At 67.9% G+C, this 12,851-nt stretch carries 13 protein-coding genes; 10 read left to right on the top strand and 3 right to left on the bottom strand.

The genetic code is table 11. The annotated features are described in order from the left end of the window. Positions 1-3 precede the first annotated feature (3 nt). From D6860_RS10235 to D6860_RS10225, 3 genes are all read right to left on the bottom strand, one after another. Positions 4-1,167, bottom strand: a complete 1,164-nt coding sequence (locus D6860_RS10235; RefSeq protein WP_076624299.1) for a mandelate racemase/muconate lactonizing enzyme family protein — start codon at positions 1,165-1,167, stop codon at positions 4-6. Between the two features lie 112 nt (positions 1,168-1,279). Beyond that, entirely contained in the window at positions 1,280-2,173 is an 894-nt protein-coding gene (locus D6860_RS10230; RefSeq protein ID WP_076624300.1) for a LysR family transcriptional regulator, read from the bottom strand. 64 nt (positions 2,174-2,237) lie between these two features. Then, a complete protein-coding gene (locus D6860_RS10225) occupies positions 2,238-3,233 on the bottom strand; it encodes a LysR family transcriptional regulator (protein WP_076624301.1) in 996 nt (331 codons plus the stop codon). 111 nt (positions 3,234-3,344) lie between these two features. Here D6860_RS10225 and speB point away from each other — a divergent pair, with 111 nt between their 5' ends. The 10 genes from speB to D6860_RS10175 all read left to right on the top strand — a co-directional run bounded on the left by speB (position 3,345) and on the right by D6860_RS10175 (position 12,827). Beyond that, on the top strand, positions 3,345-4,292 hold the full coding sequence (speB, locus tag D6860_RS10220) for an agmatinase (RefSeq protein ID WP_017468584.1): 948 nt from the start codon (positions 3,345-3,347) through the stop codon (positions 4,290-4,292). An 85-nt stretch (positions 4,293-4,377) separates the two neighbouring features. Further along, complete coding sequence (locus D6860_RS10215) at positions 4,378-5,433, top strand: extracellular solute-binding protein (protein WP_076624302.1); 1,056 nt, start codon at positions 4,378-4,380, stop codon at positions 5,431-5,433. Next, a complete protein-coding gene (locus tag D6860_RS10210) occupies positions 5,430-6,278 on the top strand; it encodes an ABC transporter permease (RefSeq protein WP_076624303.1) in 849 nt (282 codons plus the stop codon). Before D6860_RS10215 ends, D6860_RS10210 begins: the two co-directional genes overlap by 4 nt. After that, entirely contained in the window at positions 6,275-7,045 is a 771-nt protein-coding gene (locus D6860_RS10205) for an ABC transporter permease (protein WP_076624304.1), read from the top strand. Before D6860_RS10210 ends, D6860_RS10205 begins: the two co-directional genes overlap by 4 nt. Further along, the gene (locus D6860_RS25970) at positions 7,042-8,082 is read left to right on the top strand and encodes an ABC transporter ATP-binding protein (protein ID WP_076624305.1); all 1,041 of its coding nucleotides are present in this window, start codon (positions 7,042-7,044) and stop codon (positions 8,080-8,082) included. Before D6860_RS10205 ends, D6860_RS25970 begins: the two co-directional genes overlap by 4 nt. A gap of 3 nt (positions 8,083-8,085) precedes the next feature. Next, entirely contained in the window at positions 8,086-8,811 is a 726-nt protein-coding gene (locus tag D6860_RS10195) for an MBL fold metallo-hydrolase (protein WP_017468146.1), read from the top strand. A 176-nt stretch (positions 8,812-8,987) separates the two neighbouring features. Continuing rightward, a complete protein-coding gene (locus D6860_RS10190; protein ID WP_017468147.1) occupies positions 8,988-9,638 on the top strand; it encodes an isochorismatase family protein in 651 nt (216 codons plus the stop codon). A 29-nt stretch (positions 9,639-9,667) separates the two neighbouring features. Further along, on the top strand, positions 9,668-10,903 hold the full coding sequence (locus D6860_RS10185; RefSeq protein WP_076624306.1) for a metal-dependent hydrolase family protein: 1,236 nt from the start codon (positions 9,668-9,670) through the stop codon (positions 10,901-10,903). A gap of 15 nt (positions 10,904-10,918) precedes the next feature. After that, a complete protein-coding gene (locus tag D6860_RS10180; protein ID WP_076624307.1) occupies positions 10,919-11,635 on the top strand; it encodes an HAD family hydrolase in 717 nt (238 codons plus the stop codon). 70 nt (positions 11,636-11,705) lie between these two features. Beyond that, positions 11,706-12,827, top strand: a complete 1,122-nt coding sequence (locus D6860_RS10175) for a C4-dicarboxylate TRAP transporter substrate-binding protein (RefSeq protein ID WP_076624308.1) — start codon at positions 11,706-11,708, stop codon at positions 12,825-12,827. The last annotated feature ends 24 nt before the right edge of the window (positions 12,828-12,851 follow it).

Raw genomic sequence — 12,851 nt, 5'->3', positions numbered from 1 at the left:
GGCTCACTCGGCCAGCGCGCGCATGACCGTGATGAGGTCCGACTTGCCCTCGAAGCCGATGCCGGGCAGCTCGGGCATGGTGATGTGGCCGTCCTCGACCTGAACCCCGTCCGGAAAGCCGCCGTAGGGCTGGAACAGGTCCGGGTAGCTTTCGTTGCCGCCAAGCCCGAGCCCCGCCGCGATGTTGAGCGACATCTGGTGCCCGCCGTGCGGGATGCAGCGCTTCGGCGACCAGCCAAGCTCGTGCAGCACGTCGAGCGTGCGCATGTATTCCACGAGACCGTAGGACAGCGCGCAGTCGAACTGCAGCCAGTCGCGGTCGGGGCGCATGCCGCCGTAGCGCAGCAGGTTGCGGGCGTCCTGATGCGAGAACAGGTTCTCGCCGGTGGCCATCGGGGCGGGGTAGAACTCGGCCATCGCGGCCTGAAGCTGGTAGTCGAGCGGGTCGCCGATCTCTTCGTACCAGAACAGCGGATACTGCCGCAGCATCTTGGCATAGGCGATGGCGGTCTCGAGGTCGAAACGACCGTTGGCGTCGACCGCAAGCTGGGCCTCGTGGCCGATCTCGTCGAGCACCGCCTCGATGCGGCGCTGGTCCTCGTCGATGGGCGCGCCGCCGATCTTCATCTTCACCACCGTGTAGCCCCGGTCGACATAGCCGCGCATTTCCTGCCGCAGCGCGCTGTCGTCCTTGCCCGGGTAGTAGTAGCCGCCGGCGGCATAGACGAAGACGCGCGGGTCGGCCTCGCGGCCTTCGCGCTCGGCCAGCAGGCGGAAGAGCGGTTTCTCCTCGATCTTGGCGATGGCATCCCAGACCGCCATGTCGATGGTGCCGACGGCGACCGAACGTTCGCCGTGGCCGCCGGGCTTCTCGTTCTGCATCATCGCGGCCCAGATCCGGTGGCCGTCGAGATTGCTGCCGGCGTCGTTCAGCAGGCTGTCGGGGTCGACCTGCAGGATGCGGTCGCGGAAGCGCTCGCGGATCAGCCCACCCTGTCCGTAGCGGCCGTTCGAGTTGAAGCCGTAGCCCACCACCGGGCGGCCGTCGCGGATGACGTCGGTCACCACGGCAACAAGGCTCGCGGTCATCTTGCTGAAGTCGATGTAGGCGTTCCGGATCGGCGAGGAGATCGGCTTGGTGACCTCGCGGATGTCGACGATGCGCATGGCGTGTCCTTTCCCTTGGAGCCGCGGGCGCGGCGTTGCGCGGAGATTACGCGCGGGAGGGGCTCGGAGGCCAATGCCGTCTGCGCCTCAATTGATGCTGAAAGTGTATAAGTCAGTTGCCGGTGACCATGTCCCAGAAGCGTTCGCAATGGGGGGTAAGCCGGGCGCGGGGGCGATGGATCACGACCTCGACGGGGATGTCATGCGTCTCATCGGTGGCCCGGACGAGGCGCCCGAGCGCCAGCTCGTCCTCGGCCAGCGAAAGCGGCAGGTAGGCAACGCCCTGGCCTTCCTTTGCCATCTCGAGGTTGGTGGCGGCGAGCATCGACTGCATCGCCCGCCGCAGCTTGGGGCGGCCGCGCGATGCCCAATGGGTCTCGAGGATCGTGTGCAGACCCGAGGCACTGCCGTAGGCGAGGAACGGCGCCCCGGGCTCCGTGCGGTCGAGCCGCCAGCGCGGCTGCCCGTCGGCATCGGGCGCACAGAGCGGCACCAGTCGGTCGGCGCCCACCGGATGGGCGCGGAACTGCTTCTCGGGCAGGGCCGGCGCCGAGGTCATGCCCCTGTGGCAGATGAAGAAACTGGCCTCGCCGTCCTGCATCAGGCGCAGGCACTGGCGGTGGGAGTCCGAGACCATGTTGAGCGTGCCGACCTCGGACGGCCCTGCCACCCGTGTCAGCCAGCGCGGCACGAAGGTGTAGGAAAGCGCATGTGTCGCCGCGAGGGTCAGGCTGCGCTCGGCCCGGCCCGCGGCCTCGAGCACCGCGTGGCGCGCGTCGGCCAGCATCCGGACGATGGCCTCGGCGCGCGGCTGGAAGGCGCGCCCGGCGGGGGTGAGCGCGATCTGCCGGGTGGTGCGGCTGACCAGCGGGGTGCCGAGCGCGTCCTCTAGGCTGCGGATGCGCCGGCTGAAGGCCGGTTGCGTCATGTTGCGCGTTTCGGCGGCGCGCGAGAAGTTCATCGCACGCGCGAGGGCGAGGAAATCTTCCAGAAGTGCCGTGTCCATCTGCGCGCCCCGTGCCGAAACCCATACCGCTTCTGCATGGGATAGCAGGCAGGGCCGGGCAGGGCTAGCGGTAGCGACCGTCGGCGATGCGGTCCGGCACCGGGGCGCTGCCCGCGCGGTCGCCGAGGCCTTCGAGGATGCTATCCACCATAAGCCGTTGCGCCGCGTGGCTGCGCCAGTTCTCGCGTAGCGCGATCTGGAAGCGGGCGCTGTAGGAAAACAGGTCGCGCCGCAGCGGGCGCAGCTTCACCCGTCGCGACAGGACATCGGCCATGTGCTCGGGCAGGTAGCCGAGGAAGGCACCGGACAGGATCAGATGCGCCTCGGCCTCCATGTCCGACACCGTGGCATGGGCCGAGGGGATGGCGAAGATGCGGGTGTCGCGCGCGCCCCAGTACGAGCGGGCAACGATGCGGTGATCTCGCACGGTGTCGATGCCGACCTCTGTTTCAGGCACGTCGAAAAGCGGGTGCGCCTCGCTGCAGTAGAAGTGGTGCGGCTCCTCGTAGAGGTCGATGTAGTCGAGCCCGAGAATGACCTTGGGAAAGCTGCCCACCACCATGTCGACCCGCCGGGCCAGCACCTCGGCCAGCAGCTCGTTCGGGGTAAGCGCCACCAGCCGCAGGTGAACCCCCGGCGCCTGCCGGGTGAACTGCCCGAGCGCGTGGCTCATCGGGCAGCGCGGGTCCGAGATCATGTTGTCGACCAGCCCGATGGTCAGGTTGCGCGGCATCTTGGCGTTGAGCGTGCCGACCCGCTGGCCGAACTGGTCGAGCGCCTTCAGCAGGCGGTCGCATTCCTCGTAGAACTGCTCGCCGGCCGTGGTCAGCTCGAAGCCCGAGCGACCGCGCTGGCAGAGCTTCATGCCGAAGCGTTTCTCGAGCGCCGACACCTTTTCCGAGATCGTCGACAGCGCGAGGTTCAGCTCGAGCTGGGCGGCGGACAGCCCGCCGGCCTCGACCACGGCCATGAAGATACGAATGAGCCGGATGTCGATGGTCTCGACCGAGAAGCCGACCTTGCGGTCCGAGGGGGCGGTGGCGGTCGGATCGGGGGGCATGGGCGTTCCGTGGTTCTTGGTTCGGAAAAGACCGAAGTGATTTTCGGTTTTTCCTGATTTTTCCGAAGGCATGTCAACGGAAATCTGGGGCAAAGCGTTCGAGAGGATGAGATGAAGGACTTCAACCAGCCGTTGGGCGGCAACGCGATGCCGCGCATGGGCGGCCCGGCCACGATGATGCGCCTGCCCACGCAGGATACCGCCGAGGGGCTCGACGCCTGCTTCGTCGGCATCCCCATGGACATCGGCACCTCGAACCGGTCGGGCACGCGGCTGGGGCCGCGCCAGATCCGCGACGAAAGCCGGATGATCCGGCCCTACAACATGGCGACGCGGGCCGCGCCCTTCGACAGCCTGCAGGTGGCCGACATCGGCGACGTGCCGATCAACACTTTCGACCTCAAGAAGTCCGTCGGCATCATCGCCGACACCTACCGGGCGATCCTGTCGCACGGGGTGGTGCCGCTCACGCTCGGCGGAGATCACACGCTGACATGGCCGATCCTGCGGGCGATGGCCGAGCGTCACGGCCCCGTCGCGCTGATCCACGTCGATGCGCATTCGGACACCAACGCGCAGATGTTCGGAGAAGAGGCCGCGCACGGCTGCCCCTTCCGGCGCGCCCACGAAGAGGGGCTTCTGCAGAACGACAAGGTGTTCCAGATCGGCCTGCGCGGCTCGGGCTACGCGCCCGAGGATTTCGACTGGGGCCGCGACAAGGGCTGGACGGTGGTGCCCGCCGAGGCCTGCTGGCACAAGTCGCTCGCCCCGCTCATGGCCGAGATCCGCGAGACCATCGGCGACGCGCCGGTGTATCTCAGCTACGACATCGACAGCCTCGATCCGGCCTTTGCGCCGGGCACGGGCACGGTCGAGGTGGGCGGGCTCACCACCATCCAGGGGCTCGAGATCATCCGCGGCTGCGCCGGGCTGAACCTCGTGGGCTGCGACCTCGTCGAGGTCTCGCCGCCCTACGATCCGGCGGGCAACACCGCCGTGATCGCCGCCAATTTCCTGTTCGAGATGCTCTGCGCCCTGCCGGGCGTGGCGCGCGACTGAGCGACCCGACACCACTCACGACTGACCTTGAGACAGATCAAGACGACGGCCCCAAGGCCGCGACATCAACCGGGAGACAACCAAGATGACGAGATACGGCAAGACCGCTGTCAGCACGCTGGCCCTGACCCTCGCCGCGCAGGGCGCGCTGGCCGAGGGCGAACTGAACGCGCTGGTCTGGTGCGACCACACCGACCCGGCGCTCATCGAGCCCTTCGAGGAGGCGCATGACGTCAAGGTCAACCTGCGCGAATACGAGGGCACCGGCGCCGCGCTGGCGCTGCTCGACCAGTCCCGCCCCGGCGACTGGGACGTGCTGGTGATCGACGGCATCGACGTGTTCCGCGCCGTCGAGGCGGGCATTCTCGCGCCGCTGCCGGCGGATGAGCTGCCGACGGCCGACTTCTTCCCCGAAGTGGTGATGGAGGCCAACAACACGGTCGATGGCACCACCTACGCGGTGACCGAGAAATTCGGCTACAACACGATCTCCTACAATTCCGACAAGGTCGACGCGGCGGACATGGAGAGCCTCTCGACCGTCTGGTCCGAGAAATACGACGGCCGCATCTCGATCTACGACTACTACCTGCCGGTGATGGGGCTTGCCGCCATCGCCGAGGGGATCCCCACCGCCGACATCGACGCCGAGGCGCTCGACACCATCGGGGGGACGCTCTCGACCATGCGGTCCCGGGCGGCCTCGGTCGCGGGCGTGGTCGCGGCGCAGACGGCGCTGGCCACCGGCGAGGTCGACATCGTCGTCGGCGGCGGCGAGTGGCTGACGGCGGGGCTCGCGGGCGAGCAGCCCGAGCTCACCTGGACCATCCCCGAGGAGGGCGCGGTGCTCTGGAGCCAGTCGATCGGCGTGCTCGAGGGCTCCGAGCAGCCGGACCTCGCGCTGGAGTTCGTCAAATACATCACCGGCCCCGAGGGGCAGGCGCGGCTGGCGACCTCCTCGTGCTTCTGGGGGATGCCCGCCAACGCCAAGGCCGGTGACGTGCTGAGCGACGACCAGAAGGCGCTGCTGCGCTGGGACCAGCAGCCGGACTACCTCGAGCGGACGCAGCTCTACCCGGCGCCGGACATGGATCTCGACATCGAGATGCAGGATCTCTGGCTGGAAACGCTGCAGCAATGAGCGACGGGACTGCCCGGAGGGGCTGGGGCTTCACCGCCCCGGCCCTGATCTGGACGCTTGCCTTCTTCGTGGTGCCCTTCGTCGTGATGGGCGCCATGAGCCTTGCGACCCTCGACGGCCGCACGCTGGTCTGGGACCTGTCGCTGGCCAACTACATCGAGCTCGGCCAGAAGGCCTATCTCGCCCGCGCCATCATGGTCTCGCTCGAGATCACGCTGACCGTCACGGCGGTCTCGGTGCTGCTGGCCTACCCGCTGGCCTGGATCATCGCCTTCCACGTGCCGCGCCGCTGGCAGCGGCTGGCGCTGCTGCTGGCGATCCTGCCGTTCTGGACCTCCTACGTGGTGCGCTCCTACGCGTGGCTGCTGGTGCTGGCGCGCGAGGGGGTGGTGAACAACACGCTGATGGCGCTGGGGGTCATCGCCGAGCCGGTGACGCTGGCGAACACGCGCTTCGCGACGGTGACCGGCTTCGTGCATTTCTTCGTCATGCTGCTGACGCTGACGATCTTCTCGAACCTCGTGCAGCTGTCGCCCAATTACCGCCGCGCGGCGATGGACCTTGGCGCCAACGCCTTCCAGACGTTTCGCCACGTGATCCTGCCGCTGACCCTGCCGGGAATCGTCACCGGTGCCTTCCTGACCTTCGTGCTATGCATCGGCGACTACGTGACGCCGCAGATCCTCGGCGGCAACACCGAGCTGACGGTGCCGCAGGTCATCATGGTGCAGCTCGGACGGCGCGCCGACTTCCCGCTCGCGGCGGCACTGGCCATCGTGCTCATGGGGATCGTGTCGCTGGCCTACCTCGCCTCGGCACGCTGGCTGAGGCTCGACCGGATATGATGCGTCTCCTGCCCTGGGCCTACCTGCTGGCGGCCTTCGTCTTCATCTACCTGCCGGTCGGCACGCTGGTACTGTTCTCGTTCCAGGAGGGCGGGCTGCCGGTGCCGCCCTTCGAGGGCCCCTCGCTGCGCTGGTATGGCGACATCCTGAGCGACGGCGACCTGATGGGCGCGCTCGGCAATTCGCTGATGGTGGCCTTCGGCTCGTCGGCGGTGGCGGTCACGCTGGGCTTCTTCGCGGCCTACGGGCTGGCGCGGCACGTGCTGCCCGGCTCGGCGCTGCTGCGCGGGCTGCTGATCGCGCCGCTGACCGTGAGCTACCTGATCGTCGGGCTCGGCCTGCTGATCGTGCTGACCCGCACCGGCATCGGTCTGTCGCTGGTCACTGCCGGCATCGGCCACGTCGTCATCAACCTGCCGCTCGCCTTCGCCATCATCTACGCCGCCATGGGCGCGCAGCAGCAGAACGCCGAACGCGCGGCGCGCGATCTTGGCGCGGGCGAGGCGCAGGTGATCGCGCTCGTCACCGTGCCGATGCTGCTGCCGGCGATCCTTGCCGCCTTCTTCCTGTCGGTGACGCTCAGCTGGGACGAGTTCATCATCTCCTTCCTGCTCACCCGCTTCGACGTGACCCTGCCGGTCGAGATCTGGTCGCTGCTGCGCTCGGGGCTCTCGCCGCGGCTGAACGCCATCGGAAGCCTCGTCTTTCTCGTCTCGGTGGCCGTCGTCCTCCTGCTCGAAATCCTCGTTTTCCGGAAACGCCCATGACCGCACCCGTGAGCCTTCAGGGGCTGAACCACTACTTCAACACCTTCCACGCGCTGAAGGACATCGCGCTCGAGATCGCGGCGGGCGAATACGTCACGCTGCTGGGGCCGTCGGGCTGCGGCAAGACCACGCTGCTGTCGGTGCTGGGCGGTTTCGTGCAGCCGACGCGGGGGCAGGTGCTGATCGGCGGGCGCGACATGACCCGGGTGGCGCCCGCGAAGCGCCCCACCACCACGATGTTCCAGGATTACGCGCTGTTCCCACACATGAGCCTGTGCGACAACGTCGGCTTCGGCCTGCGGATGGCGGGGCAGGGGCGCCGGGCGCGCGACGCGCGGGCGATGGAGATGCTCGACCTCGTGGGGCTCTCCGACGCGGCGGACAAGCGGCCGCACGCGCTTTCGGGCGGCCAGCGGCAGCGGGTGGCACTGGCGCGCGCGCTGGCGGTCGAGCCCGACGTGCTGCTGCTCGACGAACCGCTCGGGGCGCTCGACCTCAAGCTGCGGCGCGCGATGCAGGACGAGCTGAAGGAGATCCAGCGCAAGGTCGGCACCACCTTCGTGCATGTGACCCACGACCAGGAAGAGGCGATGGCCATCGCCGACCGCATCGTGGTGATGAACGCCGGCCGGATCGAGGACGAGGGCACCCCGGCGCGGGTCTACCGCGCCCCGGCGACGCTCTTCGCCGCCGATTTCATGGGCGAGATGAACCACATCCCCGCGCAGGTGACCGACGCGGGCGTCGAAACGGCCTTTGGCGCGCTGCCCTCGCAGGGCGTGCGCGCGGGCCGGGCGACCGCCTGCCTGCGCCCCGAGGCGATCACCACCGGCGACGCGGGCTTTGCCCTGGGGGCCGCCACCGTGCGGGATGCGGCCTTTTTCGGCACCCATTGCCGCGCGCATGTCATTCCCGAGGCGGCGCCCGAGCTGGTGCTGATCGCGCATCTGCCGCCCGGCGCCTTGCCCGAACCGGGGGCGCGGCTCATGCTGTCGACCGACCCCGCCGCCGTGAAGATCTACCCGATGGAGGCCTGAGACATGCAGCGCGCCCGCGCCGAGGACTGGTATCGCACCCGCACCGTGGGGGACGACGTCACCCATATCGACGAGCCCTTCATCCACGAATTCTACCGCTGCAACATGTGGCACGTGCGCGGGCGCGACCGCGACATGCTGGTCGACAGCGGCATGGGCGTGGTGAGCCTGCGCGAATGGGTGCCGCTGGTGACAGAGCGCGGCCTGACCGCCGTGGCGAGCCATACGCATTTCGACCATGTCGGCTGTCACCACGAGTTCGACGACCGCGCGGTGCACCGGGCCGAGGCCGAGATCCTCGAGGCGCCGACGCGCCGCGCGACGCTCGCCGACCCCTACGTGACCGACGACATCTTCGACGTGCTGCCGCCCGAGCCCTACGCCTCGGACAGCTACGCGGTGCGGCCCGCGCGGCCGACGCGGGTGCTCGACGACGGCGACATCATCGACCTCGGCGACCGGCATTTCGAGGTGATCCACACGCCCGGCCATTCGCCCGGCGGAATCGCCCTCTGGGAGCCGGCGCGGGGCATCCTGTTCTCGGGCGACATCGTCTACGATGGCCCGCTGATCGAGGACACCTACCACGCCGATGCCGCCGACTACGTCCGCTCGATGGAGAGGATGTTGGAGCTGCCCGTGCGGGTGGTGCATGGCGGCCATTTCCCGAGCTACGGCGCAGAGCGCCACCGCGAGATCATCCGGAGCTGGCTCGACGGAAAGTCGTGAGTCGCAGGCAGGCAGGGGCCGGCCAACAGGCTCGGTCCGAGCGGCTGCGTGGACTGCCGCCAAACTGTGCAACCGGCGCAGAGTTTCGGATTTCGCTCCGCACTCCAGAAAAAAACAGTCTTGACTGTTTGCTTTCCGATCCCGTTGGATGAGCGCTAACGACAAGGAGGACCACGATGAGCGAAGACGACTACAAGAACCGCAGCTATGGCGAGATTCCCGTGGGCACCGGCTTCAAGCCCGGCATCGTCGTGGTCGACTTCCAGCTCGGCTTCACCGACCCGCAGTATCCGCTGGGTGGCGCGCCGCTGGTGATGCGGGCGCTCGAGAACACCGAGAAGCTGCTCGAAGTGGCGCGGCGCTACGGCGTGCCGGTTGCGAACTGCAACACCGCCTATATGAACGAGCGCGAGATGCCCTACTGGAAGATCACCGCCGTGCGCGAGACCTTCCGGCACGATCACCCGAGCGCGGCCATCGACCCGCGCATCTACGATCCGGCGTATGACCTCACGGTCTGCAAGAAGGCGCCCTCGATCTTCTTCAGCACCGATGTCGCGGATTTCTTCACCAAGGAGCGCGTCGACACGGTGATCATCACCGGCTGCAACACCAGCGGCTGCATCCGGGCAAGCTCGATCGACTCCTTCAGCCACAAGTATCGCACGCTGGTGCCCGAGGACTGCGTCGGCGACATCGAGGAGCAGCCGCACCGCGACAACCTGCGCGATCTCGGCCGCCGCTACGTCGACGTGACCAACCTCGCGGACACGCTCGCCTATCTCGAACGGTGGCACGCGGCCGAAACGGCCAGCGAAACCGCCTGAGCCCCTGTCGCACCTATTGGACTGACCAGATGACCCTGACCCTTCTCAAGAACGCGCAAATCGTCGACGGCACCACCCCGGAGCCCGCCGACCCGGTGAACATCGTCATCGAGGACGGCATCTTCAAAGAGGTCGCCGCCGGTGCCTCGGTCGATGCCGACGAGACGCTCGACCTCTCCGGCCTGACCGTCATGCCGGGGCTGATCGACTGCCACGTGCACGTCATCGCCTCGACCGCGAACCTCGGGCTGAACGCGTCGCTGCCGTCGTCGCTGATCGCCGCCAAGAGCTCGCGGCTGATGAACAACATGCTGATGCGCGGTTTCACCACGGTGCGCGACCTCGGCGGTGCCGACGTCGGCCTCAAGCAGGCGGTGGACGAAGGCTACTTCACCGCGCCGCGGCTGGTGATCTGTGGCAAGGCGCTGTCGCAGACCGGTGGCCACACCGACTACCGCGGCCCCTACAGCAACCGTGATGCAAGCTGGTATCCGACGCAGCTCGGCGCCATGGGACGTATCTGCGACGGCATCCCCGAGGTGCAGCGCGCCGCCCGCGAAGAGCTCAAGAACGGTGCCCAGTTCGTCAAGGTCATGGCCGACGGCGGCGTGTCCTCGCCCTCGGACCCGGTGGGCTATCTCGTCTATTCGGTCGACGAGCTGAAGGCGATCGTCGAGATCGCCAAGGGCTTTGGCACCTATGTCTCGGGGCACCTCTACTCGGACGAGGCCATCGTCCGGGCGCTGGACTGCGGCTTCGAGTGCATCGAGCACGGCAACCTGATGTCGGACGACACCATCGCGCGGGTCGCGCGCGAGGGCATCCCGGTGGTGCCCACCAACATCACCTACGACCTGCTGGCCCGGAAGGGCGCCGAGTTCGGCCTGCCGCCGGAGTCGGTGGCCAAGGTCTCGGACGTGCGCGAGGCGGGTCTCGAGCGGCTCGGCAAGATGCACGAGGCGGGCGTGCTGATGGGCTACGGCTCCGACCTGCTGGGCGGCATGCAGACCGAGCAGTCGGGCGAGTTCCCGCTGCGCGGCCGCTACATGCCAGCCGATGCCGTGATCCGCGCCGCGACCGTCGATGCCGCCAAGGTGCTGCGCATGGAGGGCCAGATCGGCGCGATCACCCCCGGCGCCTTTGCCGACGTGGTGGCGGTCGAGGGCAACCCGCTGAAGGACCTCGGTCTTCTGACCGGGCAGGGCGCGCATATGCCGCTCATCATGAAAGACGGCGTCGCCGTGAAGAAAACCACCTCACTCTGATCCCGAAGGGACGTCATGCTCAAAGACTACTCCGCCCTCAGCTTCGACATCTACGGCACGGTCATCGACTGGGAAACCGGCATCCGCACCAACCTGCGGCCGCTGACCGACCGGCTGCCCGACGAGATGAGCGACGACGCGGTGCTTGAACTGCACGCGCGGATGGAAAGCTTCCACCAGGCGCAGACCCCGGGCCGGCCCTACTCGGAACTGCTGGCGACGGTCTACCGCCGCTGCGGCGAGGCGCTGGGGCTCGCGCCCGACTGGGAAGAATGCGAGACCTACGGCAACAGCGTCGGCAACTGGCCGGCCTTCGACGACAGCGCCGAGGCGCTGGCCTATCTCAAGCAGCACTACAAGATGATCGCGCTTTCGAACGTCGACAACCGCAGCTTCGCGGGCTCGGCGCAGAAGCTCGGCATCGCCTGGGACGCCACCTACCTCGCCGAGGACATCGGCTCCTACAAGCCGTCGCAGCGCAACTTCGACTACATGCTGAAGATGATCGGCGACCTTGGCGTCGAGAAGTCGAAACTGCTGCACACCGCCGAGAGCATGTTCCACGATCACGTGCCGGGGCGCGCGAACGGGCTGGACAACGCGTGGATTTACCGCCGTCATGCCAAGACGGGGTTCGGCGCGACGATGGACCCGGGCAAGCTGGCCGAGACGACCTACCGCTTCAACAGCCTCATCGAGATGGCCGAGGCACACGAGAAGGGCGACATCTGACGCCACCCATCGGCGGAGCCGGCCCGCAAGAACCCGGCCCGCCATTCTTCGCACCCACAGGGAGACGACCATGAAGAAACTCATCGCGACGACCGCGCTGGCGGCCATGACGGCCGTGCCGGCGGTGGCCCAGACCGAATTCATCGCCAACAGCTTCTACGACTCGGCGGTGCCGATGTCGCAGCAGGGCTACATCCAGTGGGCCGAGCTGGTCGAGGAGCTGTCGGACGGCGACCTCGTGCCCGAGGTCTACACCGGCACCGTACTGCTCGCGCCGCGCGCCTCGCTGCAGGGCGTGCAGGACAACGTCGTGCAGGTCGCGCACCACGCGGCGATCTACACGCCCTCCGAGCTGCCCGTCGCCAACGCGGTGCAGGAGCTGGGCTTCAACTACAGCGACCCGATGCCGACGATCTTCGCCGTCACCGAGTTCTCGATGACCAACCCGACCCAGCTGCAGGAGTGGAAGGACAAGAGCGTCGTCTACCTCGGCGCCTACACCACGCCGCCCTACATCCTGATGTGCTCGAGCCCCGTCCGCACGCTGGACGAGATGCAGGGCAAGCGCATCCGCACCGCCGGGTCGAGCGTCTCGGTCTGGGTCGAGGAAGCCGGCGGCATCCCCGTCAACGTGCCCTCGAGCGAGATGTATACCGGTCTCGAGCGCGGCACCCTCGACTGCGCGACCAACTCGGCGAGCGATCTCGTCGACCGTTCGCTGCTCGAGGTCGCCGAGCACACCACGCTGCTTTCGACCGGCATGTACTGGTCGGGCCCGCAGTGGGGCTTCAACCCGTCGTTCTGGGCCGGGCTCACGGCTGACCAGCGCAGCGTGCTGATGGAGGCCTCGGCGCGCTCGATGGCCCGCATGATCATCGCCTACACCGACAATGCCGAAGCCGGGCTTCAGGCCTCGCAGGACGCGGGCGGCAACGTCTACGAGCCCGCCGAGGACCTGCTTGCCTCGGTCACCGATTTCCGCGAGGCGGCGCTGACCAAGGTCTACACCACCGCCGAAGAGCAGTACGGGCTCGAGAACGGCCAGGAGGTCATCGACGACTTCGTGGCCAAGATGGACAAGTGGAAAGAGCTTCTTGCCGACGTCGACACCGACGACGAGGATGCGCTGACCGAGCTTGCCATGCAGGAAATCTACAGCAAGATCGACCCCGCCACCTACGGCGTCGACTGATCGACACCGGTCGGGCCCGCCGCA

The sequence above is a fragment of the Salipiger sp. D13 genome, assembly GCF_003703915.1.
Lineage (GTDB): Bacteria > Pseudomonadota > Alphaproteobacteria > Rhodobacterales > Rhodobacteraceae > Salipiger > Salipiger profundus.
Note: the sequence above shows the minus strand (reverse complement) of the source record. Positions and strands in the feature narration are given on the sequence as shown.